Annotated in this window: 21 protein-coding genes; 13 read left to right on the top strand and 8 right to left on the bottom strand. The window is 72.7% G+C overall.

Going from position 1 to position 23,924, the window contains the following annotated elements:
* Positions 1-57: 57 nt before the first annotated feature.
* Genes AB0C33_RS11140 through AB0C33_RS11115 form a run of 6 tightly spaced genes read left to right on the top strand, consistent with a single transcriptional unit; the run spans position 58 to position 6,667 of the window.
* Positions 58-1,251: an ABC transporter substrate-binding protein gene (locus AB0C33_RS11140; RefSeq protein ID WP_358286108.1), complete on the top strand. Its 1,194-nt coding sequence runs from the start codon at positions 58-60 to the stop codon at positions 1,249-1,251.
* Positions 1,251-2,108, top strand: coding sequence for a branched-chain amino acid ABC transporter permease (locus AB0C33_RS11135; protein ID WP_358286106.1), 858 nt, complete (start codon positions 1,251-1,253; stop codon positions 2,106-2,108). The genes AB0C33_RS11140 and AB0C33_RS11135 overlap by 1 nt, the downstream gene beginning before the upstream one ends.
* Positions 2,095-3,852 carry an ATP-binding cassette domain-containing protein gene (locus tag AB0C33_RS11130; RefSeq protein WP_358286104.1) on the top strand — a complete coding sequence of 586 codons (1,758 nt, stop codon included), beginning with the start codon at positions 2,095-2,097 and terminating at the stop codon, positions 3,850-3,852. Before AB0C33_RS11135 ends, AB0C33_RS11130 begins: the two co-directional genes overlap by 14 nt.
* Positions 3,853-3,875: 23 nt before the next feature.
* Positions 3,876-4,559: an ABC transporter ATP-binding protein gene (locus AB0C33_RS11125; protein ID WP_358286102.1), complete on the top strand. Its 684-nt coding sequence runs from the start codon at positions 3,876-3,878 to the stop codon at positions 4,557-4,559.
* Positions 4,556-6,124 carry an amidohydrolase family protein gene (locus tag AB0C33_RS11120; protein WP_358286100.1) on the top strand — a complete coding sequence of 523 codons (1,569 nt, stop codon included), beginning with the start codon at positions 4,556-4,558 and terminating at the stop codon, positions 6,122-6,124. Before AB0C33_RS11125 ends, AB0C33_RS11120 begins: the two co-directional genes overlap by 4 nt.
* A gap of 45 nt (positions 6,125-6,169) precedes the next feature.
* Positions 6,170-6,667 carry a MarR family winged helix-turn-helix transcriptional regulator gene (locus AB0C33_RS11115; protein WP_352327198.1) on the top strand — a complete coding sequence of 166 codons (498 nt, stop codon included), beginning with the start codon at positions 6,170-6,172 and terminating at the stop codon, positions 6,665-6,667.
* Here the strand turns inward: AB0C33_RS11115 and AB0C33_RS11110 are convergent.
* Entirely contained in the window at positions 6,642-7,871 is a 1,230-nt protein-coding gene (locus AB0C33_RS11110) for a cytochrome P450 (protein ID WP_358286098.1), read from the bottom strand. The two genes, AB0C33_RS11115 and AB0C33_RS11110, sit on opposite strands and share 26 nt — an antisense overlap.
* 149 nt (positions 7,872-8,020) lie before the next feature.
* Here AB0C33_RS11110 and AB0C33_RS11105 point away from each other — a divergent pair, with 149 nt between their 5' ends.
* The gene (locus AB0C33_RS11105; protein WP_358286096.1) at positions 8,021-9,412 is read left to right on the top strand and encodes a tetratricopeptide repeat protein; all 1,392 of its coding nucleotides are present in this window, start codon (positions 8,021-8,023) and stop codon (positions 9,410-9,412) included.
* 126 nt (positions 9,413-9,538) lie between these two features.
* The gene (locus AB0C33_RS11100) at positions 9,539-10,363 is read left to right on the top strand and encodes a PIG-L family deacetylase (protein ID WP_352351323.1); all 825 of its coding nucleotides are present in this window, start codon (positions 9,539-9,541) and stop codon (positions 10,361-10,363) included.
* A 432-nt stretch (positions 10,364-10,795) separates the two neighbouring features.
* On the opposite strand, the gene AB0C33_RS11095 is transcribed toward AB0C33_RS11100, so the two are convergent.
* Positions 10,796-11,986, bottom strand: coding sequence for an MFS transporter (locus AB0C33_RS11095; RefSeq protein WP_358286095.1), 1,191 nt, complete (start codon positions 11,984-11,986; stop codon positions 10,796-10,798).
* Between the two features lie 85 nt (positions 11,987-12,071).
* On the bottom strand, positions 12,072-12,524 hold the full coding sequence (locus AB0C33_RS11090; RefSeq protein WP_358286094.1) for a carboxymuconolactone decarboxylase family protein: 453 nt from the start codon (positions 12,522-12,524) through the stop codon (positions 12,072-12,074).
* 69 nt (positions 12,525-12,593) lie between these two features.
* Here AB0C33_RS11090 and AB0C33_RS11085 point away from each other — a divergent pair, with 69 nt between their 5' ends.
* Positions 12,594-14,015 (top strand): PLP-dependent aminotransferase family protein, encoded by a 1,422-nt coding sequence (locus AB0C33_RS11085; RefSeq protein WP_358286093.1) that lies wholly within the window; start codon positions 12,594-12,596, stop codon positions 14,013-14,015.
* A gap of 15 nt (positions 14,016-14,030) precedes the next feature.
* Here the strand turns inward: AB0C33_RS11085 and AB0C33_RS11080 are convergent, their stop codons facing one another.
* The gene (locus AB0C33_RS11080) at positions 14,031-14,837 is read right to left on the bottom strand and encodes a GNAT family N-acetyltransferase (RefSeq protein ID WP_358286091.1); all 807 of its coding nucleotides are present in this window, start codon (positions 14,835-14,837) and stop codon (positions 14,031-14,033) included.
* A 29-nt stretch (positions 14,838-14,866) separates the two neighbouring features.
* Positions 14,867-15,346: a helix-turn-helix domain-containing protein gene (locus AB0C33_RS11075; RefSeq protein ID WP_358286089.1), complete on the bottom strand. Its 480-nt coding sequence runs from the start codon at positions 15,344-15,346 to the stop codon at positions 14,867-14,869.
* A 182-nt stretch (positions 15,347-15,528) separates the two neighbouring features.
* On the opposite strand from AB0C33_RS11075, the gene AB0C33_RS11070 reads away from it, so the two are divergent.
* On the top strand, positions 15,529-16,341 hold the full coding sequence (locus tag AB0C33_RS11070; RefSeq protein WP_358286087.1) for an SDR family oxidoreductase: 813 nt from the start codon (positions 15,529-15,531) through the stop codon (positions 16,339-16,341).
* 112 nt (positions 16,342-16,453) lie between these two features.
* Here the strand turns inward: AB0C33_RS11070 and AB0C33_RS11065 are convergent, their stop codons facing one another.
* A complete protein-coding gene (locus tag AB0C33_RS11065) occupies positions 16,454-17,134 on the bottom strand; it encodes a hypothetical protein (protein ID WP_358286086.1) in 681 nt (226 codons plus the stop codon).
* Between the two features lie 429 nt (positions 17,135-17,563).
* On the opposite strand from AB0C33_RS11065, the gene AB0C33_RS11060 reads away from it, so the two are divergent.
* The 3 genes from AB0C33_RS11060 to AB0C33_RS11050 all read left to right on the top strand — a co-directional run bounded on the left by AB0C33_RS11060 (position 17,564) and on the right by AB0C33_RS11050 (position 19,578).
* Positions 17,564-17,878 carry a metalloregulator ArsR/SmtB family transcription factor gene (locus tag AB0C33_RS11060; RefSeq protein ID WP_358286085.1) on the top strand — a complete coding sequence of 105 codons (315 nt, stop codon included), beginning with the start codon at positions 17,564-17,566 and terminating at the stop codon, positions 17,876-17,878.
* Complete coding sequence (locus tag AB0C33_RS11055; protein ID WP_358286083.1) at positions 17,875-18,450, top strand: SRPBCC family protein; 576 nt, start codon at positions 17,875-17,877, stop codon at positions 18,448-18,450. Before AB0C33_RS11060 ends, AB0C33_RS11055 begins: the two co-directional genes overlap by 4 nt.
* A gap of 144 nt (positions 18,451-18,594) precedes the next feature.
* The gene (locus AB0C33_RS11050) at positions 18,595-19,578 is read left to right on the top strand and encodes a carbohydrate kinase (RefSeq protein WP_358286082.1); all 984 of its coding nucleotides are present in this window, start codon (positions 18,595-18,597) and stop codon (positions 19,576-19,578) included.
* A 136-nt stretch (positions 19,579-19,714) separates the two neighbouring features.
* Here AB0C33_RS11050 and AB0C33_RS11045 read toward each other — a convergent pair whose 3' ends face one another.
* Positions 19,715-22,297: a glycoside hydrolase family 2 protein gene (locus AB0C33_RS11045; RefSeq protein ID WP_358286081.1), complete on the bottom strand. Its 2,583-nt coding sequence runs from the start codon at positions 22,295-22,297 to the stop codon at positions 19,715-19,717.
* Between the two features lie 21 nt (positions 22,298-22,318).
* Complete coding sequence (locus AB0C33_RS11040) at positions 22,319-23,875, bottom strand: beta-N-acetylhexosaminidase (RefSeq protein ID WP_358286080.1); 1,557 nt, start codon at positions 23,873-23,875, stop codon at positions 22,319-22,321.
* Between the last annotated feature and the right edge of the window lie 49 nt (positions 23,876-23,924).

Raw genomic sequence — 23,924 nt, 5'->3', positions numbered from 1 at the left:
TTGAACCCAATCGTTTGGCACCTTACGATCCCTCCAAAATCCGCAGAGAGGTCGCCCATGATCCCCATGAGGGCACTCGCCGTCCCGCTCGCCGCCCTGCTGCTGGCCGCCGGGTGCGGCCTGTCCGACGACCCGCCGGCCGCCTCGTCCAGGGCCGCCGGCGAGGTCATCAAGGTGGGCGGCGTCAGCTCGCTGAGCGGCGCGGTCACCTTCCCCGACTCCTCGGCCGCCGCCAAGGCCGTCTTCGACCGGGTCAACGAGCAGGGCGGCGTCAACGGCCACAAGATCGAGTACGTCAGCGCCGACGACAAGGGCGACCCGGCCGCCGCCGCCCAGGCCGCCCGGGACGTGGTCACCAACCAGGGCGTGGTGGCGCTGGTCGGCTCGGCCAGCCTGCTCGACTGCGCCGTGAACGCCCCCTTCTACCGGCAGTCGCGGATCGTCTCCGTCCAGGGCACCGGCGTCGACCCGACCTGCTTCGAGTCCCCGGCGATCTCCCCGGTGAACACCGGCCCGTACCTCAACATGGCGATCAACCTCTACTACGCCTCCGAGGTGCTCAAACGGGACAAGGTCTGCATGTTCCTGGCGATCCTCGGCAACACCAACGACGCCTACGGCGGGGCCGTGAAGAGCTGGACCGCGCTCACCGGCAAGAAGCTCACCCTGGACGACCGCACGGTCAAGCCGGACTCCGACCCGACGCCGTTCGTGCTGCGGGCCCGGCGGGAGGGCTGCCAGGCGGTCCTGTACAACGGCACCGAGCCGATGGCGATCTCCTGGATGAAGGTCGTCAAGCAGCAGCGCGTCAGCGGGATCGACTGGCTGATGACCACCGCCCCCTACACCGAGGCCGTCGCCAAGGCCCTGGGCGCCGACGGGGACGGCATGTACGCCAACGCCGAGTTCGAGCCGTTCACCGAGGCCGACTCGCCCGCGCTGAAGGACTGGCGCACGCTCATGACCTCCAAGAACGTGCCGCTGACCTCCTTCGGCCAGGGCGGCTACCTGGCGGCCACGTACTTCGTGGACACGCTGAAGACGATCAAGGGACCGATCACCCGGGAGTCGGTGACGGCGGCCTTCCAGGCGCTCAAGCCCGTCCAGACCCCGATGACCGGCACCCCGTACGAGTTCGGGCAGGCCCCCAGGCACTTCTCCAACCGGGCCGGCAAGATCGTCCAGCTCAGGGGCGGCGCGTGGCACGTGGTCACCCGCGAGTGGGTGCGCTACCCGGGGACGCTCGGCTGATGCTCCAGGGCCTGGTCTCGGGGCTGGCCGCGGGTGGCACGTTCGCCGCCCTCGGCCTCCTGCTCACCGCCATGTACCGGCTGACCGCGACGGTGAACCTGGCCGTCGCGGCGACCGGCGTGGCCGGGGTGTACGTGATGGCCGCGCTCGCCGGGACGGGGTGGCCGTACTGGGCGGCGGCCCTGGCCGGGGTGGCGGCGGGGGCGCTGGTGTCGGCCGGGTGCGGGTTCGTGATGACGCGGTGGTTCGCCGAGAGCGGGCCGCAGACCCGTACCGCGGTGTCGATCGCGCAGCTCATCGGGATCATCGCGCTGGCCTACATCGCCTTCGGCGACGAGCCGCGGGTGCTGCCGAACCCGGCCGCGGGCCGCGTCGCCACGCTGGCCGGGGTGGTGGTGACGCAGGGCGCGGTCGTGCTGCTCGCCCTGGCCGTGGTGATCGGCGCGGGCACCTGGCTGCTGCTCACCCGGACGCCGCTGGGCCTGCGCCTGCGCGCCATGGCCGAGCGGCCGGTGACCACGGAGCTGCTGGGCATCGGCACCCGGGCGCTCACCGTGACCGTGTGGGCCCTGGCCGGCGCGCTGTCGTCGCTGGTGCTGCTGGTGGTGGCGCCCGTGCGGTCGAGCGACATCCTGTCGCTGAGCATGCTCATCGTGCCCGCCTGCGCGGCGGCGCTGCTCGGCGGGCTGCGGCGGCTGGCCGGGGCGCTGGCCGGCGGCCTGGCGCTCGGGCTGCTCGAAGGGGTGCTCGCGGGGTCGGCGGTGGTGCAGCAGTACCGGGACGTGGTGCCGTTCGCGGCCATCCTGCTGATCCTGGTGTGGAGCCGGCGGCGGGAGGTGTGGGATGCGTCCCGCTGACGGGCCGGTGGCGCGGTGGGCGGCCGCGGGCGTCCTGATGGCGGCGGGAGCCTACGGGCTGGCCGCCGGGCTGCCGGCGTACTGGGTGTTCCTGGCGATGTCGGCGGTCATCTCCGGGGTGCTGCTGCAGAGCCTCGGCGTGGTGGCCGGGCAGGCCGGGATGGTGTCGCTGTGCCAGATGGCCTTCGCCGCCATCGGCGCCTGGACCACCGCCCAGCTCAACGTCTGGGGCGTCCCCGGCGGCCTGTACGTCTGGCTGCCCCTCGCGGGCCTGGCCGCCGTGCCGTTCGGGCTGCTCATCGGCCTGCCGGCGCTGCGGCTGCGCGGCGTGCACCTGGCGATCGTCACGCTTGGCTTCGCCGCGACCGTGGACGTCGTGATGGCCGCCAACTCCTTCCCCGGCGTCAGCCAGGGCGTGGTGGTGGGCCGTCCGGCGGGGCTGACCTCCGACCGCCAGTTCTTCCTGTTCTGCTGCGGCGTCTTCGCGTTGGTGGCGGTGGCGCTGGCGGTGGTGCGGCGGACCCGGCTCGGGGCGTCGTGGCGGGCGCTCAAGGAGTCCGAACGGGCCACGGCGGCGGCCGGCACCAGCGTGCCGGGGGCCAAGCTGAGCGCCTTCGCGGTGAGCGCCTTCATCGCGGGCGTGTCGGGGGCGCTGCTGGCCGGGCAGCTCGCCATGGTGGTCTCGCGCAACTTCGACCCTGGGCAGTCGCTGGTCGCCTACGCCGTGGCCGTGATGGCGGGCGCCCACCACGCCGAGGGCGCGCTCATCGGCGGGGCGCTGGGCGTGCTGGTGAGCGAGCTGCTGCGGCGGTTCGGCGTGCCGCAGCAGTGGGCCAACGTCGTGTTCGCGGTGGGCGCGGTGCAGGCGATGACGCAGGGCTCGGGCATGAGCGACGGCCTGCGCGCCGCCCTGCGCTCCCGCCGTGCCCGCCGTGCCCGCCGCTCGCGCGGGTCCGGCGCCGGGCCGGACGTGCCCGCCGCGGCGGCGGCGCCCGAACTCCCCGCGCCCGGCCCGGACGGACGGCCGCCGGCGTTGCGGATCGAGGGCGTCAGCGTGCGGTACGGCCAGGTCGTGGCCGTGGACGGCGTCGGCCTCACCGTGCTCGCCGGCGAGGTGCACGGGCTGGTCGGACCGAACGGCGCGGGCAAGTCGTCCCTGGTCGACGCGATCAGCGGGTTCGTGCCCGCCGGGGGCGGCCTGGTCGAGGTCGGCGGCGTGGCCGTCGCCGGGGCCCGGGGCGGCACGGCGGTCCACCGGCGCGCCAGGGCCGGGTTGCGCCGCACGTTCCAGCAGGACCGGGTGCCGGTGGGCCTGTCGGTGCGCGAGTACCTGCGCTTCGCCGCGCGCCGCGCCCTCAGCGACGCCGAGCTGGCGGAGGGCCTGGCCGGGCTGGTGGCGGCGGCGCCCGGCGACCCGATCGCCGCGCTCGACGTGGGCAGCAGACGGTTGCTGGAGGTGGCCGGGACGCTGCTGGCCCGTCCCGCGGTCGCGGTGCTGGACGAGCCCGCCGCCGGCCTCGGGCACGCCGAGAGCGAACGGCTGGGCGCCTGGCTGCGGCAGGTCCCCGCCCGGTACGGCGCCGCCGTCCTGCTCATCGAGCACGACCTGGACCTGGTCAGGGCGGCGTGCACGGGCGTGACCGTGCTGGACTTCGGCCGCGTCATCGCCCAGGGACCGCCCGCCGAGGTGTTCGCCGAGCCCGGCGTCCTGCGGGCCTACCTGGGCCAGGAGCCCGCCGCGTGAGCGGGCGGACGGGAGGCGTCCCCATGGACCTCGTGCTGCGGGACGTGACCGTGGCCAGGGGCGGCCAGCCGGTGGTCAGGGGCGTGACGCTGACCGCCGCGCGCGGGCAGGTCACCGTGCTGCTCGGCCCGAACGGCGCGGGCAAGACCACGCTGCTGGAAGCGGTCTCGGGCGTGCTGCCCGCCGCCGGGGGCGAGATCGTCCTCGGCGGGACCACGCTGACCGGCCGGCCGCGCACCCACCGGGCCCGGCACGGCCTGGCGCACGTGGAGCAGGGCCGGGCCGTGTTCGCCACGCTCACCACGCGCGAGAACCTGGCCCTGGCCGGCGACCCCCGGCGCGCGCTGGAGTTGTTCCCCGAGCTGGAGCGGCGGCTCGACGTGCGGGCCGGGCTGCTGTCCGGCGGCGAGCAGCAGATGCTGGTGCTGGCCAGGGCCATCGGGACCGGTCCCGCGGCGCTGCTGCTCGACGAGATGTCGCTCGGCCTGGCCCCGGGCGTCGTGCGCCGGCTGCTGCCGGTGATCCGCCGGCTGGCCGACGAGGGCTGCGCGGTGCTGCTGGTCGAGCAGTTCGCGCACGCCGCCCTGGCCCTGGCCGACAGCGCGTACGTGCTGGCCCACGGCGCGATCACCTACGGCGGCGACCCCGCGCCGCTGCGCGAGTCGGATGCCGCGCTCAGGCGCGCCTATTTGGGAGATGATTCATGACGAACGCGGATCTTTTGCTGGTCAACGGGCGGGTGCTCACCATGGACCCGGCGCGGCCGTACGCGACCGGCGTGGCGGTGCGCGACGGCGTGATCGCGCACGTCGGCGACGCCGCCGGCTGGAGCGCGGCCGAGGTGGTGGACCTGCGGGGCCGCGTGCTGCTGCCCGGGATCAACGACTCCCACCTGCACGCCTGCGGCTACGGCCTGACCCGCCCGCCGTTCTGCGTGGACGTCGCGGTGGGGTCGATCGCCGAGGTGCGGGAGCGGGTCGCCGCCGCGGTACGCGCGGCCGGGCCCGGCGAGTGGGTGCGCGGGATCGGCTGGAACCCCGGCCGGCTGGCCGAGGGCCGGTCGCCGTCGAGGACGGACCTGGACGACGTCGCCCCCCACCATCCCGTCCTCCTCCAGGACTTCTCCGGCCACACGACGTGGGCGAACTCCGCCGCGCTCCGGCTGGCCGGGTTGCCCGACGACGGCGACGGCCTGTTGCACCACGGGGACCAGGGCCTCGTCCAGCGCCTGGTGCCGCCGCCGCCCGGCGGGCTGACGCGGGTGCTGCGCGAGGTGGTGGCCGAGCTGAACCGGGCCGGGATCACCAGCTTCACCGAGCCGGGCCTCGGGCCGGGCGGCGGGGAGGCGTTCGCGGGCGGCATGGGGCCGGGGGTGCTGGGCGCGTACGCGGAGCTCGCCCGGGCCGGCGAGCTGACCGCGCGGGTGAGCGTGCTGGGCCTGCCGAGCCCGATGTCGGGCGCCTCGGTCGCCGACACCGCCGCCTACCTCGACCGCCTGCCGGACGACCTGGACGGCGTGGACGAGCGGCTGGTCCGGCTGCTGGGCGTGAAGGTGTTCGCCGACGGGATCCCGCCGTCGGAGACGGCCTGGATGCGGGAGGCGTACCCGTCGGGCGGGCACGGCTCGCTGTGCACGCACGGCGGCACGGACGCCGAGCGGGTCGCCGAGCTGGACGAGATCCTGCGCCTGGTGCACGTGGCCGGCCTGCAGGCGGGCGTGCACGTGGTGGGCAGCCGGGGCGTGGACGCCGTCGTGGACGCGCTGGCCGCGATCTCCCGCGAGCACCCGAGGGCCGACCCCCGCCACTACGTGATCCACGGCCAGTTCGCCTCGAAGCAGGCGCTGGCCACGCTCGGCGAGCTGGGCTACGGGATCAACCTCCAGCCGGTGCTGCAGCGCGTGGAGTCGGGCACCACGCGCGAGCTGTTCGGCGCGCGGGCGGCCGAGCAGGAGTGGCCGGCCCGCTCGGCGATCGACGCGGGCGTGCTGACCGCGTGCAGCTCCGACGCGCCGGTGACCGCGCCGGACTGGCGGGCGGGCGTGGCGGCGCTGGTCGACCGCGATGGCGAGGGCGTCTCGCTCGCCGAGGCCCTGGCCACCTATACGATCGCCGGAGCGCGGCAGGACTTCGCCGAGGGCTGGAAGGGCACGCTCACCCCGGGCAAGGTCGCCGACCTGTGCGTCAGCGCGGCGACGGCGGACGACGACGTCGTGGCCGCGCCGGTGGACCTGACGGTGTTCGGCGGCCGGGTCGTTTGGTCCCGTTCGTGAGCGGCGAACGCGAAGATTGTTAGGTACCGAATATACTTTCGTGCCATGACGGGACACCACACGCTGCGCCAGACCGAGGAGGCCATCGGCCAGCGGCTGGGCGACCTCAACATCGACTTCGAGGCCATGTGGGCGGTGTCGAACGTCTACCGGGCCTCCTCGGCCATCCGCAACCACCTGGAGCAGACCGTCCTGCGCGACACCGGCCTGACCTGGACGGGGTTCGTGGTGATGTGGGTGGTGTGGATCTGGGGCGAGAGCGAGACCCGCCACGTCGCCGCCGAGGCGGGCATCTCCAAGGGCACGCTCACGGGCGTGGTCAAGACCCTGGAGTCCTACCGTCACCTGCGCCGCTTCCCGCATCCCACGGACGGCCGCCGGGTCATGCTGGCGCTCACCGCGACCGGCGAGCGGCTGATGCGCGAGCTGTTCCCGGAGTTCAACCGGCAGGAGGCGTTCGTGGTCAAGGAGCTCGACAGCGATCAGCGGCGCGAGCTGGCCGGCTCGCTCAGGCGCGTCATGGAGCACCTGGAGAGCATCTGACCGGCAGCTCCTTGATGCCGTTGACGAAGTTCGAGCGGACCCTGCGCACCTCGCCGGCGAGCTCGATCGACGGCAGGCGCGGCAGCAGTTCCTCGAACAGCACCCGGATCTCCAGCCTGGCCAGCGCGCCGCCGAGGCAGTAGTGCGGCCCGCCCCTGCCGAACGTCAGGTGCTCGTCGGCGTCCCTGCCCACGTCGAACCGGTACGGGTCGGGGAAGACGCGCTCGTCCCTGTTGCCCGAGGCGTACCACATGACGACCTTGTCGCCGGCGGCGACGCGGCGGCCGTGCAGGGTGACGTCGCGGGTGGCGGTGCGGCGGAAGTGGTAGACGGGCGAGGCCCAGCGCAGGAACTCGTCCACGGCCCGGGGCATCAGCGCCGGGTCGGCGCGCAGCCGGTCGAGCTGGGCGGGGTGCTCCATGAGGGCGAGCATGGCGTGCGAGACGGCGTGCCTGGTCGTCTCGTTGCCGGCCACGACCAGCAGCAGGAAGTAGTTGTCGAAGTCGCGGTCCGACAGCGGCAGGCCGTCCACGGGCTCCTGGTTGACGAGCCTGCTGACCAGGTCCGTGCCGTGGCCGCCGCGGCGGCGGGCGGCCAGCTCGCGGCCGTACTCGAAGACCTCGAGGGAGGCCGGGCTGCGGAAGGGCAGGTCCTTGAACTCCTCGCTCTCGCGCAGCCGCTCCGGGTCGGTGTTCTCGATGATCTGGTTGCCCCAGTCGATGAGCCGCTGGGTGTCGGGCACGTCGAGCATGCGGGCCAGCACGTTGATCGGGAAGTCGGCGGCGACCTCCTTGACGAAGTCGAACTCGCCCTTGGGCAGGGCGGCGTCCAGGGTCGTGGCGGTCAGGCCGCGCAGGAACACCTCGTAGCCGGCCACCGCCCTGGCCGAGAAGTCGCGCAGCAGCAGCCGCCGCAGCGCGTGGTGGCGGGGGCCGTCGGTCTCCAGCGGGGAACGCCGGATCGCGGCCTGCCGCTCGTCCACCTCCTCCAGGTTGGTGAAGCCCTCGGAGGTGAACGTCTCCGGGTCGTGGCCGACGGCCACGATGTCGGCGTGCCTGGTGACCGCCCAGAAGCCTCTGCCGTGCCCGTGCTCGTCCTGCCAGTGGACGGGCGACTGCGCGCGCAGCACGTCGAACATGCGCCAGGGGGTCACTCCGTCGGTGAACCGGCCGGGGTCGGCGAGGTCGACGTCTTCCAGACGCATGGCTCTCCTTCACCTTGTTCGGCCACAAACATTACGTCTGGCGACTTATCGGGACAAGGGTCTTGTGGGGTCGTACGGATGCGAATGAGCTCCGAGGCCGGCGTGCCGTTGCCCTGAGCCGCCGACGGTCGCGCGGTTACAGTGGCCGGGTGACCACCGACCAGCACGGCCTGGCCATGTCCGGCGCGAGCGCCGCCGCCGCGCGCCACTACGACCAGGCGATCGACGAGCTGCTGCACTTCCGGGCCGAGGTCGGCGCCGAGACGGCCGCCGCGCTGGCCGACTCCCCCGGCTTCCCGATGGGCAACGTGCTGGCCGCCTACCTCGACCTGCTGACCACCGAGGCGGCCGGCGCCCGTGCCGCGCGCGCCCGGTTCGCGTCCTTCCGCCGCCGGGCCGACGAGTCGTCGCTGCTGCCGCGCGAGCGCGCGCACGTGGCGGCCGTCCAGGCGCTGCTCGACGGCGACCTGACCGCCTGCGGCGCGCTGCTCGCCGAGATCGCCGTCGCCCACCCGCGCGACGCGCTGGCCCTGGCCGTCGGGCACCAGCTCGACTTCTTCACCGGCGACGCCCGCTCGCTGCGCGACCGGATCGGCGGCGCGCTCACCGCCTGGCACGAGGACGACCGGCACTTCGGCCACCTGCTCGGCATGTACGCCTTCGGCCTGGAGGAGGCCGGCCACTACGACCGCTCGGAGCAGGTCGGCCTGCGCGCCGTCGAGCTCAACCCGCGCGACGTGTGGGGCATCCACGCGGTCGTGCACACCTACGAGATGCAGGGCCGCTTCGGCGAGGGCGTGCGCTACCTCGACGCCCGCCTGGACGACTGGTCCACCGGCACGTTCTTCAACGTCCACACCTGGTGGCACTACGCCCTCTACGCGCTGGAGAGCGGCGACACGCGGCGGGCGCTGGAGGTGCACGACGCGGCGCTGGCCGGCGGGCGCACGTCCATGGAGCTGCTGGACGCCGCCGCGCTGCTCTGGCGGCTCCTGCTGGAGGGCTCCGACCAGCACGAACGCTGGCAGGCCCTGGCCGAGGCGTGGCCGCCGCTGGTGGCCGAGCCGTTCTACGCCTTCAACGACGTGCACGCGGTCATGTCGTACGTCGGGGCCGGGCGGATCGGGGAGGCGGAGAAGCTGATCGCCTCGCGGGAGGCGTACACGCTGGAGTGCCGTCCGGCGGTCACCAACGTCGCGATGACGCTGCGGGTGGGGTTGCCGGTGTGCCGGGCCCTGGTGGCGTACGGGCGGGGCGACTTCGCGGCGGTGGTCGACCTGCTGCACCCGATCCGGCACCGGGTCGGCGAGTTCGGCGGCAGCCACGCCCAGCGGGACGCCGTGCAGAAGACGCTGCTGGAGGCGGCGCTGCGGGGCGGCCGGCACGAGCTGGCGCGGGCGCTGGTGAGCGAGCGGATCGGCGTGCGGCCGTGCAGCCCGTTCAACTGGCTCAAGCAGGCGGCGGTGGCCGACGGGCTGGGCGACCGCGCGGCCGCCGCCGTCGCCCGCCGGAAGGCCGCGACGCTGATCGCCGGCGCCTGACCCGCCGGTCGTCTCTCCCACTCCTCCTCGACAGTCGCCGCGGTCGCCGCGAACCCGGCCGCTCCGCCGCGGTCGCCGCGGGACGCGCGGCCGGAAGTGTCGCACGCGCCGAGTAGGGTTCCCTTCATGGATCGGGAACTCACCTTGATGGTCGTCCACGCCCACCCCGACGACGAGTGCCTGAGCACCGGCGGCGTCCTCGCCCGCTACACCGACGAGGGCATCCGCACCGTGCTGGTCACCTGCACCAACGGCGAGCAGGGTGACGACACGGGCGGCGTCAAACCAGGCGAGGAGGGGCACGACGCCGCCAGGGTGGCCGAGCGGCGGCTGGCCGAGCTGCGCGAGTCCGTCGCGCACCTGGGCATCGACCACCTGGAGCTGCTCGGCTACCGCGACTCCGGCATGGACGGCTGGGACACCAACCACCACCCGGACGCGTTCGCCAACGTGCCGGTCGAGGTGGCCGCCGCCAGGCTGGGCGAGCTGATGGAGCGCTACCGCCCGCAGGTGGTCATCACCTACGACGAGACCGGCGGCGGCGGTTACGGCCACCCCGACCACGTGCAGGCCCACCGCATCACGGTGGCCGCCGTCGAGGCGACCGGCATCCCCGACAAGTTCTACTACACGGCGATCCCCCGGGCGGCGATCAAGCGCATGTTCGAGCTGATGCGCGACAGCGGCGTCGATCTGGGCGGCTTCGAGCCGTCCGACGACTTCGGCACCCCCGACGAGCGGGTCAACGCCGTCGTCGACGTCACCCCCTACGTCGAGCGCAAGCTCAAGGCCCTCAAGGCCCACGAGAGCCAGGGCGAGAACATCTTCCTCCTCCGCATGCCCGACGAGGCCCAGCACCAGGCGTTCTCCCACGAGGCCTTCGAACGGAAGCTGAACAAGGTCAACGCCCCCGACCACGAGGAAGACCTCTTCACCGGCCTCCGCCCCTGACCCTCCCTCCCGCCGGACTGTCCGGCGGTGATGGATCTTCGCCGAGTCGCGGTCCCGGTCCGACGCCGGCAAGCGTGAGTGCGGCACGGTCGGACATCCCGACGACCATTCCCGGTGCAGCACGCGGTTCGAGTCGAGCGACCGGATCCGGGCCGACGACGCCGGGGGGCCGGCTCGCCGAGCACTGCGAAGACCATCATGCAATCTGACGACCTCCGTGCGCCTCTCATGCTGGCGCTCGTCACTGCTCTCGGCGGCGTCGAGTGGGGCGACCTCCTCGGGGTGCCGTGCTGTCGGATGTCGGCGCGGATGTGGTCGACCAGACATGCTGAGCGGTTGGTGCCGAGCCGCCCTGTCACGGTGTCAGGCGCAGCTCGCGCGACTATTTGAGAGCTGATGACACACCTCAACACCACTCGTGCGGCGAGGTCGTCATGTCCGGCGGCCCGCGACGGTGACGAGCGGCGGCACCAGAACGGCCAGGGCGCCGCCGATCCACAGCACACTCACCGCGCCGGCGGCATCGACCGCCAGGCCGCCGACGAAGGCGCCGAGGGCGATGGACAGGTTGAACGTCGAGACGTACAGGGAGGACGCGGCCTCGGTGGCGGTAGGGGCGGCGTTGAGCATCCAGGTCTGGAAGGTGACCGGGACGGCGCCGTACGCCAGTCCCCAGACGACCAGGATCGCAGCCGCGGACCGGACGTCGTGGCTGCCGATCGCGACGGCGGCCATGGCGGCGGTGAGCAGCAGGCCGATGCCGCACACCGTCTGCCGCAGGCGCGTGGTGACCAGGGCGCCGGCGAGGAAGTTGCCGCAGATGCCGGCGACGCCGAAGACGAGCAGCAGCACGCTGATCATGCCGTCGGCGACGCCGTCGTCGTGGAGGATGGGCCGCAGGAAGGTGTAGGCGGTGAAGTGCCCGGTGATGGCCAGGAAGGTCATGGCGAGGCCGGTGCGTACGGCGCGGTGGGTGCGCAGCACGCGCGGCAGGTCCGCGAACGTGAGGGTGCGCTGCGGCGCCACCTTCGGCATCACGATGACCATGCAGGCCAGCGAGATCAGGCCGAGCACGCCGACGGCGGCGAACGCGGTGCGCCAGCCGGCGAGGTCACCGGTCAGGGTGCCGGCGGGCACGCCGAGCACGGAGGCGGTTTCGACGCCGCCGAAGACGACCGCGGTGGCGCGGGCCACGTGGCGTTCGGGCACCAGGCGCAGGGCGATGCCGCCGGCCAGGGACCAGAAGCCGCCGACACTGATGCCGATCAAGAAACGGGCCAGCAGGACGACGGCGAAGCTGGTGGCGAAGGCGGAAGCGAGGTTGGCCGCGCCCACGATGCCGATCAGCACGACCAGCACCAGGCGGCGGTCGATCCGGGCGGTGGCCACAGTGACCAGCGGCGCCGCGACGGCGGCGACCAGCCCGGGCACGGTGACCATGAGCGCGGTGGTGCCTTCGGACAGGTCGAGGGCGGTGCCGATGGGGGTGAGCAGTCCGACGGGCAGCAGTTCGGACGTCATCAGGGCGAAGATGCCCAGCGTGACGGCGAGGATCGCGAGCCAGCCCCGGACCGGCGAGGGGTCCTGGGCCGCGTCCGGCGACCCGGCGTCGATGGCGGTCATGGGTGTGGGCCTTTCCGGATGTGGTCAGGGCGCGGGCGGTGGCCGCACGCAGGCGGCCACCGCCCGGCGGCGGGGAACGGCGGGTCTACTCGGTGCCGGGGGTCTTGCGCGTGGTCACGTTCATGCGGTTCCAGGCGTTGACCGTGAAGATCAGCGCGATGAGCTGGGCCAGTTCCTTGTCGTCGAAGTGCCGCGCGGCCTCGTCGTACACCTCGTCCTCGACTCCTCGCGGCAGCAGGGTCACCGCCTCCGTGAGCGCCAGAGCGGCTCGCTCCTTCGCGGTGTAGAGGCCGGCCTCCTGCCAGGCGCTGAGCTGGTAGATCCGCGCCTCGCTCTCACCCGCCCGGCGGGCGTCGCCGGTGTGGTAGTCGATGCAGTACGCGCACCGGTTGATCTGCGAGGCGCGGATCTGCACCAGCTCGATCAGCACGGGGTCCAGCCCTTCGCGAGCCACGGCGTCCAGGGCCAGCACGGCTTTGAAGACCTTGGGGGCGACACGCGAGAGGTTCATCCGTTCGGCAATGGCAACGTTCGTCATGCCACCACGCTAGAAGCGTGATCGGCCCACGATATGGTGCATTCTCATGTCTCTTTCCTGGGCCAATTCGTGAGCGGCAGCGACCTGCATCTGGAGCTCACCGGCAGCGGCGGCGCCCGCGTACGGCTGATGCGTGCCCTGCGCGAGGCCATACGGTCGGGACGGCTGGCGCCCGGCATCCGGCTGCCGCCCTACCGCGCCCTCGCCGTGGACCTGGGCATCGCCCGCAACACGGTGGCCGCCGCCTACGCCGAACTCGTCGAGGAGGGCTGGCTCACCGCACGTCAGGGCTCGGGCACCCAGGTCGCGCACCGCGCCGCGCCGGTGGAGCCGGACCTGCGGCGAGCTCCCGCGCGTCCGTCCCGTCCGCGGATCGTCCACGATCTGACGCCCAGTTCCCCGGACGCCGCCGCCTTCCCCCGCTCGGCCTGGGCCACGTCGGCCCGGCGGGCGCTGACCGCCGCGCCCGGCGACGCCTTCGGCGTCGGCGACCCCCGCGGCCGGCCCGAGGTGCGTCAGGCGCTGGTGGACTACCTGGCGCGCACCAGAGGCGTACGCACCACGGCGGAGCACATCGTGATCTGCTCGGGGTACGCGCACGGGGTGCGGTTGCTGTGCCAGGTGCTGCGCGGCCCGGTCGCCGTCGAGGCCTACGGGCTCGCCTTCCACCGCTCCCTGCTGACCGAGGCAGGACTGAGGACCGTCCCGCTCACCATGGACGCCCACGGCGCCCGGATCGAGGACCTTCCCGCCACAGACGTGCGAGCGGTCCTGCTGACGCCGGCGCACCAGTACCCCACCGGAGGCGCCCTGCACCCCCGGCGGCGGGCCGCGGCCATCGACTGGGCCCGCGCCACGGGCGGCCTGGTGCTGGAGGACGACTACGACGGCGAGTTCCGTTATGACCGCGAACCGGTCGGCGCCGTGCAGGGCCTCGACCCCGACCGCGTCGTCTACTTCGGCTCGACCAGCAAGAGCCTGTCCCCATCGCTGCGGCTCGGCTGGATGGCGCTGCCCACCCGGCTGGTGGACGACGTGCTCGCCGCCAAGGGTTCGCGCGAGTTCTGGTCGAGCGTCACCGACCAGCTCGCCCTGGCCGACTTCATCGCCTGCGGCGCCTACGACCGCCATCTGCGCCGTATGCGCGCGATCTACCGGCGCCGCCGGAGCCTGCTCACGGCCACGCTCGCCGAGCGCGCCCCGCACATCACCGTCAGCGGCATCGCCGCAGGCCTGCACGCCGTGCTCGACCTTCCTCCCGGCACGGAGGAGGCCACCCTGCGCGCCGCCCGCCGCCTCGGCCTCGCCCTCGACGGCCTGGGCCCCTACCGCCATCCGGACAGCGCCATGCCGGCACGCGACGGCCTGGTCGTCGGGTACGGCACACCCGCTGAGCACGCGTTCGCCGCCGCGCTGGACGCCCTGTGCCTGGCCCTGCCGGCCCCGGTGACACCGGAGTCGATGAGGCCGGCCCTTGAGAGGAGGCTGTGAACCAGCGCCCGGGGTTCAGGGGTCGATGGGGTGTTCGGTGAAGTGGCCGCAGGGGCGGAAGCCCAGGCGGCGGTAGACGGGCTCGCCGTCTGCTGACGCCTGCAGGACCGCGATGCGATGATCTCGGTCGCGGGCCGTACGCAGTGCCGCGAGCGTGATGGCGCCGCCGTAGCCCCGCCTGCGGTGGGCGGCCAGGGTGGAGATGTTGTAGATGCCGGCGACCCCCGCGTGCTGGAACACTTCGGCGGAACAGACCGGACGGCTGTCCACGTAGCCGACCAGATACCGGGCCGGGCAGTGCGCGGCCAGCGCCTGCGGGGCGGCCCGGGCGAAGAAGCGGCGGACGGTGTCAGCGGGCGGATCCCAGTTCGCGGCGAGAACCGTGGCGTAGTCGGCGAGCTGTCCGGGCGTGGCGACCCGCTGGATGTCCAGCCCTCGGACGGCGGGCGGCGCCAGGGCGTCGTCCAGCTCGGCCCACATCGCCGTCTCGCGTTCGGACGCCGGCAGACCGGCCGCCGTCAGGCGGGCACCGAGGTCCGGCGGTGTCGAGGCGGGCCCCACCCACCAGGAGAAACGGCGGCCGGTGCGAGCCGACGTCCGAGCGGTCTCGCTGATGCGGGCCGTGGCGTCGGCGACGGTGAAGCGGGCCGCGGCGACGATGTTGAAGGTGTCGTCGTCCAGGCCGCTGTCGGCCACCAGGAGGTCATCGGTCTCCGTGACGGTCGCGCCGGTCATGCTCCGGTGCAGGTGGCAGGCGTGTTCCGCCAGGTTCCGTTCCATCCTGTCCAGCAGGTCGGCTTCAACGAGCGAGTGATCATTCATGCTGAGTCCTCATCTCCCGGAGCGGAGTGTCACCGCGGGGTCCGGGAGGACATCAGGGCCTCGGGGAAGCCGGGGCCGTGGACGACGTGGATCTGCCCGAGGTCGGTGACCTCGCCGCAGGTGCCGCAGGTGGTCTGCTCGGTGATGGCCCCGCCGCAACCGGTGTGCCGATACAGGATGGGCGGACCGTCGGGTGCCGCCCATCGATCACCCCACTGCGTCAGCGCGATGATCACGGGTGCCAGGTCGAACCCCTTCGCGGTCGCGGCATAGCGGCCCCGGTCGGGCTGCTCCTTGCTCGATCGCCGTTCGAGTACGCCCGCGTCGACCAGGCTGTCCAGGCGTTTGGCCAGGATGTTGGTCGCGATGCCCAGGCGCTGGAAGTCGGCGAACCGGGTCGCTCCGGCGAACAGCACGTCACGCACGATCAGCAGGCTCCATCGCTCGCCGACGACCTCCAGCGCCCTGGCGGCCGAGCACACCTGCGTGTCGTAGGTCTTGCCGAGCATGGCGACCCCACCTCCCAGAGGATCACTTGCGTGATGCAAGACTACCCCTCTAATGTCGCTTGCATCACGCAAGTGCGCTCTCGAACGGCGGACGGCTCCATGGCCGCGACCGTGGCCGCGACCACGGCGTGACCAGCGAGCCCGCCTGCCCGTCCGGAACAAAGATCATGTGGAGGTCACCGATGAGTGGATTGCTGCTCCAGGACAAGAACGCCGTGCTCTACGGAGGCGGCGGCGCGATCGGCGGCGCCATCGCACGGGTCTTCGCCAGGGAAGGCGCGCGGGTCTTCCTCGCCGGGCGGACGCAGGCGAAGCTCGACGCCGTGGCGCGTGACATCGCCGCCGCGGGCGGAAAGGTCGAGACGGCGCGGGTCGACGTGCTCGACCAGGAGGAGGTCGACAAGCACGCCGCCGCGGTCGCGGCGACGGCCGGCGGCATCGACATCGCCGTGAACGCCGTGAGCGTCCAGCACGACCAGGGGACTTCGCTGGCGGATCTGTCGCTGGAGGAGTTCATGCGGCCGATCGACGGGTTCTTGCGGACGCTGTTCATCACCAGCAAGGCTGTGGCCCGGCACATGGGGGGCGAGCGTCCCGGTGTGATCCTGACGCTGTCGGAGCCGGGCGCCAAGCTGGCCGTTGGCGGCATCTTGGGACACGCCGTGAGCGCGGCCGGCAAGGAGGCGTTCTCCCGGGTTCTGGCCGCGGAGCTGGCACCGCGCAATGTCCGGGTGATCGGCATCCGTCCTCACGCTGTCGTCGACGCGCCGGCCGCCGGTTCCTACACCAAGGAGCTCTTCGAGCAGGCGGCGGCAGCGGCCGGACAGTCGGTCGAGGAGATGCTCGACGGCGGGGCGATGGCGCAGGGGACGCTGCTCAAGAGGCTGCCGACGCTCTCCGAGATCGCGGAGACGGCCGCGTTCCTGGCGTCGGATCGAGCGGGGGCCATGACCGGGACGATCGCCAACCTGACCAGCGGCGCGATCGTCGACTGAGTTCACATTCGCCAAGACGTTCGCCGGGCGGAGGGGGCAGTGAGGGCGCGGATGAACTCGACCATGGAGCGGTGGGTGCAGTCGTACCACCGCGAGCTGCGGTCCGGGGTTGTCAGAGGCCCGCGATGTCGATCGCCTGGTCGAGGTACGTCTCGGTGCTTCCGGGCCAGAAGCGCTCGTAGAGGAGATATTCCAGCGGGTCCCGCCGTTCGTCCGTCAGGAATTCGCGGGCGGCCCGGGGGTGGTTGGACAGGGCGGCCATGACGGCCACCATGGGGTCGCGTTCGTCCAGGGGAATGGCGCACATCGGCCGTGAGTCCGGACGGAGGTTCCGCCAGTACGGGGACACGGGAGGCTGGCTGCGTTCGTAGTCGTAGACCTTGAAGGCGAGGTCGCGCAGGAACACGTCGGCGAAACAGCCGTATCGCAACAATTGCCCGAGCGCGAAACCGGTTTCCGGGTCATCGAGGTTTTCGAGCAGACGGTGAACGTAAGGGGTCGAGATCCTGGCCGCGCCGGGTGCGCGCGAAGCGGTGCCGAGAAGCGTGCTCAGCGCCCTGGCCAGTCGGTCGAGGCTGGTGGACTGGATGGCGTGCGCGCGGCGCAGACCGGCCAGAAGGCTCTTGAGCTGGCGCGGCGGCATCACGGCGGCGAACGCCACGGCGAAGTCGGGGTCGTTTCGGCGCTTTTCGAGTTCGGCCAAATCGTGGGAATCGATGGCGCCCTTCTTCCCCTCCGCTCCGCAGAACGACTGGACGAAGGAATCGTAACCACAAGAATGATCGGCCAGCACTGCCCCACTTTTCCTGATAAAAACGGAAAGTCGGGCACCTAATCTCCTCTAGAGACCCCCTCTCGGGACAAATCGTTCGCCAGCGTCGCACATCACGAAGAGGTAACATTAGCGAGCCCTCGGACGGACACGAAAAAACCACATGCCCGACCGGAATCCCGGCCCCCGCAGCCCCCGAGGCAGGACCCCCGGACGACCCCGCCCCTCGTCGAACCGGACGCCGGCGAACGACCGCTCTCGGGCCAGGTATCCGACGAGGCGACACAGCCGAGGAGACCTCGCGCCCCAAAGGGCCCTCGCGACCCCAGGGGATCTCGCGAGCCGCGACGAGTTCCGCGGCCCGCCGAAAGCCCGCCGAAGGGCTCGCCGACAAGGGATGCGCGGCGTGTATTCCTTGACAGGCATATACCCGAAAGGGAATATGAAGGCATGTCCGTCGACGCGTTCTCCGTGCTCTCCGAGCCGACCCGGCGTCGGATCCTCGATCGGCTCCGGATGGCGGAGAGCAGTGTGAACGAGCTGGTCGAGGCGCTAGATGTCAGCCAGCCCACGGTGTCCAAGCAGCTGAAGGTGCTCAGGGAGGCCGGGTTCGTCACCTGCCGGACCGAGGCGCAGCGGCGCATCTACCGCCTGCACGCCGGCCCCTTCCAGGCGCTGGACGACTGGCTTCAGCCGTACCGGGCCCTGTGGGACACGCATCTCGACGCTCTTGAGCGCCATCTCGACAACCTGGAGCAGCCATGACCCCAGACGCGTACCGCCCGAGCCCGCCGGCCCAGGTCGGCAGCGAGGTGACGGAAGGTCGCTGGACCCTCGTCTTCGTCCGCGACCTGCGGCATCCACCGGAGAAGGTGTGGCGGGCGCTGACCGAGCCCGGACAGCTCGCGGCGTGGGCGCCGTACACCGCCGACCGTGATCTTTCCGAGGCCGGTGGCGCGACCCTCACGATGATCGACGACGAGAAGCCTCAGGACCTGGTGGCCGAGGTCGTCCGCGTCCAGCCGCAGACGCTGCTGGAGTACACGTTCGGCACCGACCTGCTGCGGTGGGAGCTGACGGCGACCGGCGGCGGCACGCGTCTGACGCTGCGGCACACCGTCCTGGACCGCGACCTGCTGCCGAAGGTGGCGGCCGGGTGGCACCTCTGCCTCGACGTGGCCGACAGGCTGCTCGAAGGGCGGCCGATCCCGCCGATCCGGGGTGCGGCGGCGGTCGGCTTCGGCTGGTCGGAGCTGAACGACCGGTACGCCCGGCAGCTCGACGTCCCGAACACCGGCCTGCCCGGCCACCTGAAGGACGGCGACCAGGCCTCCTGACGGGCCCGCACCACGCCGGACGCGGCCCCGGAGCCGACAGGGGCGGAGAAGGCGGCCGGGCTGCGATGATGAGCTCCCATCCGGAGACGTCGATGCCACCCGGGGCGTACGGCATCGGCGGCGCGCGCCAGGAAGGCAGGCTCGATGATCGCTGTTCTGGGCGAGTGCGTCGCCGACGGCTTCACCACCGCGGCAGGCACCGCGGCAGGCACCGCGGCAGGCGGCGCCACAGGCGGCGCGGGGGGCGGCGCAGGGCAGGGCGGCGAGCTCGGGTTGCGGGTGCTGCCGGGCGGCGGCCCGGCCAACACGGCGGTGGCGCTGGCCCGGCTCGGCACGCCGGCCCGCTTCCTCGGACGCATCTCCGGCGACGTGTTCGGCGCGCTGTTCCGCGAACGTCTGGCGTCCTCGGGCGTGGACCTGTCGGCGGCCGTCGAGGCCGCGGAGCCGAGCACGCTCTCGGTCGCCGCGCTCGACGACGGCGGCCAGGCCGCCTACACCTTCTACGCGGGCGGCACCGCCGACTGGCAGTGGAGCCCGGACGAGCTGACCCCGGCCCGCCTCGGCCCGGCCGCGGGTCTGCACACCGGGTCGCTGGCGCTGGTCAGGGAGCCGGGCCGGGCGGCGGTCGAGGAGTTCGCGCGCGCGGCCGCCGCGCGGGCCACGGTCTCGGTCGATCCCAACGTGCGGCCCACTCTCGCCGCCCGCGAGGACTACCGGGTCGAGCGCTGGTGCCGGTGGGCCGACCTGCTCAAGCTCAGCGAGGACGACCTGCGCTTCCTGATGCCCGGCGTGCCGGTGGAACGGGCCTGTGACACCTGGCACGCCGCCGGGGCCCGGCTCGTCGTGGTGACCCGCGGGGCGGCGGGCGCGCTGGTGTCCCTCGACGGCGAACGGGCGGAGGTGCGGGCGCCGGAGGTCGTCGTCGTGGACACGGTCGGCGCCGGCGACTCCTTCACCGCCGGGCTCCTGCACGACCTGGGCGCGCGCGGCCTGCTCGGCGGCCGGCTCGACGGCCTCGACCTGGACACCGCCGTGGCCGCCGCGTCGTTCGCGGCCCGGGTGTCGGCGCTGACGTGCTCGGTGGCGGGCGCCAACCCGCCCTGGGCCGACGCGCTGGCAACCCCCTGACCGCCGCCCGCGCGGGACCCCGGCAAGCGACCGGGATCCCGCCCGGGGCGGCGGGCCTGGTGGACGAGAAGGCGAGATGGACGGAGAAGGCGGGCCTCGTGGTCCAGAAGGCGGGCCTCGTGGTCGGGGAGGCGGGTCAGGTGAGGGGGACGGTCGTGGTGGGGACGTTGTAGCCGCGCACGCGGAGCGCCGGCTGCCGGCCGCCGAGGTCGCTCGTGCGGTATGTGGCCGTGATGGTCGTGGTCTCCCCCGGCCACAGCGTGACGTAGTTGTCGGTGTAGGTCACCGGCACGACCTCGCGCCCGTCCGCGACCACCTCCGGGCGCACGAGGAAGGCCAGGCCGGACGGGTTGCGCAGGGTGATCGTGACGGTCTCGGTCCCGGCGGAGACGGCGCGGACGCCGGTGGCGGCGACGTCGGCGGCGGGCAGGGCGTTCAGGCCGGTGAGGTCGGCGTAGGTCTTCGGCGTGGTGCGGTACCAGTTGCTCTTGTTGCCGAGCGTGTCGGGCGCGGTGGAGTACCAGTAGACGTTGTCGCTGACCTTCGCGCCGGCGGCGTCCTTGAGCTGGAGCCTGATCAGGTACGTCCGCGACAGCCCGGTCAGCGCCGGGATCGTCAGCACCTGGACGCCCGCGTTGGCCGTGGCGGTGACGGGGGCCGAGGCGGTGTACTGCTGGGCCAGGTCCGGCAGGTTGTGCACGGAGACCGTGGCGGTCAGCCCGGAGCGCGTGGTGAGGGTCGAGTTGACCACGTGCACGGCCCGGGTCAGGTAGTCGTAGGCGATGTGCACGGGTTCGGTGGCCTTCTTGGTGCCGAAGTAGCCGCCGCCGGGCTTGAGGTAGTAGTCGTAGAGGTTCCAGTGGACCGACGGCCAGGCGTTGTTCAGCATCCAGAAGATCGAGCCGAACGAGCGCACGTGCTGCCTGGCGCTCCACGCCTCGAAGAAGGCGCGGGCGTTCTCGTAGTTCTGCGCCTCGGACTTGCGGGACTGGTCGGCGGCGGAGGCGGGCGCTCCGTAGCGCTTGGCCAGGCCGGTGCTGTAGGGGGCGACGGTGTCGAAGACGCTGCCCGGCTTGCCGGCGTGGTAGTTGTACGCCGTCCCGATGGGCCAGACGTCGGCGGGCGCGAGGAAGCGCTGGAGCGTCTCCAGGGGCGGCGGCGACTCGGTGCCCTCCTCCCCCGTGCTGCCGTACGCGCCGCCGCTCTTGCTCTCGTCCCACCACAGCACCGGCGGCTCCCACACGTACGGGCCGTCCATCTTCATGCCGGCGTCGGCGTTGGACCAGGTGGCGACGTTGTCCAGGGTGGGGTTCTGCCAGTGCAGGGCGGTGGCCACGCTCTTGTACGCGGCCAGGTGCGCGGCCGTCGGCGGCTGGTCGCTGCCGTAGGTCCACAGGAACACCGAGGCGTGGTGGCGCAGCGAGCGGAGCTGGCTGTCCAGCGAGGCGCGGGCGACCTGTTCCTGTTCGGCGGTCCAGGCGCTGTCGTCCTCCCAGGCGCTGCAGCAGACGAAGCCCGGCATGACCAGGATGCCTGCCTTGTCGGCCATGTCGTACAGTTCCTCGTTGCCGAGGGTGCCCTCCAGCCTGATGGTGTTCAGGCCCATGTCCTTGACGTAGGCGATGTGGGCGGCGTTCGTCCTGGTGTCCCAGCGTTGCATCAGGTCCCACACGTACCCGCCGCCGCGCAGCAGGATCGGCCGGCCGTTGATCTTGTATCCGGCGAACGAGGTGCCGTTGACGGTGGTGCGGTAGTCGGTGACCTGGCGGATGCCGAAGTCGATGGTCTTGCTGTCGGAGGCGCCCGCGCTGACCGTCAGGCGGTACAGCTCGGGGCTGCCGAACTGGTACGGCCACCACAGCACCGGATCGCTCACGTGCAGGGGCGCGAAGGCGACCTCCTTGCGCTCGCGGGCGGCCAGCGTGACGGCCTGGGAGAAGGTGAGGTCGGGCCGGCCCGCCTTGGTGATCGTGCCGCTGACCGTGGTGGTGACGGGGGCGTTCGTCGCGTTGACGGCGTCCACGTAGACGGTCAGGTCGGCGGCGGCGCCGGACAGGGTGGTCCGCACGTACGGGTCGCGCAGGGCCACCGGGCCCGTGGTGTCCAGCAGGGTCGTGTTCCAGATGCCCGCGTTCATGTCGGGGGCCTCGGGGTTCCAGTCGACCGTGCAGGTGGACAGGTCCTTGCAGTCGTGGCGCGGCGGGGTGACCTTGACGGCCAGCGCGTTGACCGCGCCGGGCCGGATCGCGGCGGTGGCGTCGTACTCGTGGCCGACGAACGTGCCCACGGCCGCGGCGTCTAACTGCACGCCGTTCAGCCAGATCTGGGCGCGGTAGCTGAGGCCCTTGAAACGCAGCCAGTACACCTGGCCGGGGGCCGTGGCCGGGGCCGTGAACTCGCCGCGGAACCACCAGTCCTGAGTGGTCAGGTCGGGCACGTTCTTGAGGTTCTGGCCGAAGTAGACGTCCTGGTAGACGCCGTTCGCGACCAGCCCGGCCAGGACGGTCGAGGGCAGGGTGACCGGGTGCCAACCGGTGGTGGCGTACCCGGGCGTGGAGATCGCCGCGCCGGTGTCGGCGAGGCCGGTGGCCGGGCGCAGCGCCCAGCCCGAGGCCAGCTCGGTCGAACCGGCCGCCGCGACGGCGCTGCCGGCGCTCACCACCCCCGAGGCGAGCAGCAGGACGAGCACGGCCAGGACGCATCTGATCGATCGTGACATGCGCAGCTCCTGAGGGGGCTCCTACGAACCGGAGGGCCAGGCGATCTGGGTGGAGCGGTAGTAGGCGATCCCCATGACGCGCCAGCGCGGGCCCTGCGCGCCCAGCCGCTGCCGGAACGCGGTCCAGTCGTGCGTGGCGGAAGGGGACCAGCCCAGTTCGGCGAGCGCGGGCAGGCGGGGGAAGGCCATGTACTCGAGGTCGGCGGACGTCCTGAGCGTCTCGGTCCACAGCGGCGCCTCGACGCCGAGCACCTGCTCGGGCGGGAGCCTTCTGAGGTAGGCGCCGGGATCCCAGCCGTAGGCGTCCTTGACCTCGATCGTGCCCGCCCAGGTCTGGCCGAGCGGGGTGCGCCGGTTGTACTTCATGTCCAGGTACGCGCGGCTCGCCGGGGACATGACGACCTTCCGGCCCGCCGTCGAGACCGCCGTCTCGGTGGGGTCGCTGCCCCAGTACTGGACGACCGTGGAGGGCAGCGGGGTGGCGTTGACGACGTCGTGCCAGCCGATCACGGTCTTGCCGTGGGCGGCCACGATGCCCTGCGCCCGGTCGACGAACGCCCGGTAGTCGGCCGGCGTCGTGGAGGACGCCTCGTCCCCGCCGATGTGCAGGTATGGGCCGGGGGTGAGCGCGGCCAGCTCGCCGATCACCTGGTCCACGAAGGTGTAGGTGAGCTCCTTGGACGTGCACAGCGAGCTGAACCCGACGTCCGTGCCGGTGTAGCGCGGCGGGGCGACGCCGTCGCAGGTGAGCTCGCCGTAGGAGGCGAGGGCGGCGTTGGTGTGCCCCGGCATGTCGATCTCCGGGATCACGGTGATGTTTCGCGCGGCGGCGTAGGCGACGATCTCCTGGTACTGGGCCTTGGTGTAGAAGCCGCCGGGATCGCCGCCGACCGCCGTGCCGCCGCCGTAGGAGGCCAGCCGGGGCCAGGAGTCGATCGCGATGCGCCAGCCCTGGTCGTCGGACAGGTGCAGGTGCAGGCGGTTGATCTTGTAGAGCGCGATCTGGTCGAGGTACCGCTCGACCGCGTCCACCGGGAAGAAGTGCCTGGCCACGTCGAGCATCGCCCCCCGCCAGGGGTAGCGCGGCCGGTCCACGACCCGCCCGCCGGGCACCGGCCAGGGGCCCGGCTGCACCGTACCGGCCTCGGCGGCGTACGGGAGCAGTTGCCGCAGCGTCTGCACGCCGTTGAACAGCCCGGCGGGCCCGTTGGCCAGCACGACGATCCCGGTGGCGGTCACGTCGAGCTGGTACGCCTCCTCACCGCCGGCCACCGTGCCCAGCCGCAGCGCGATCCCGTCCGCCGGCGGGGCGGTCACGATCGGGACCGGGTAGCCGGTCGAGCGGCGCAACCGACTGGCGAGTTGCTCGCCCACCTCGGGCGCGTCGGAGTACAGGGCGGTCGCGGCGGTGATCAGGTACGTCACCCCCGCCGCCGGGACCGCGCTCACCGGAGCGGGCACGATCGCGCCGAAGGCGACGGCGGCCGCCGCCGTGGCACTGGGCGAGACGGTCACCGAGGCAGGGACCGACAGGGCGAGCAGGGTCGTCAGCACGACCGCAGCGGTGCGGATCTTCATGACCGCCTCCCGAGGGTTGCCCCCACCATACGGACGCGATCGCTGGTGG

Source organism: Nonomuraea sp. NPDC048881, assembly GCF_040649795.1.
Taxonomy (GTDB): domain Bacteria; phylum Actinomycetota; class Actinomycetes; order Streptosporangiales; family Streptosporangiaceae; genus Nonomuraea.
The sequence above is the reverse complement of the archived record's forward strand: the minus strand, read 5'-3'. Positions and strand labels throughout refer to the sequence as shown.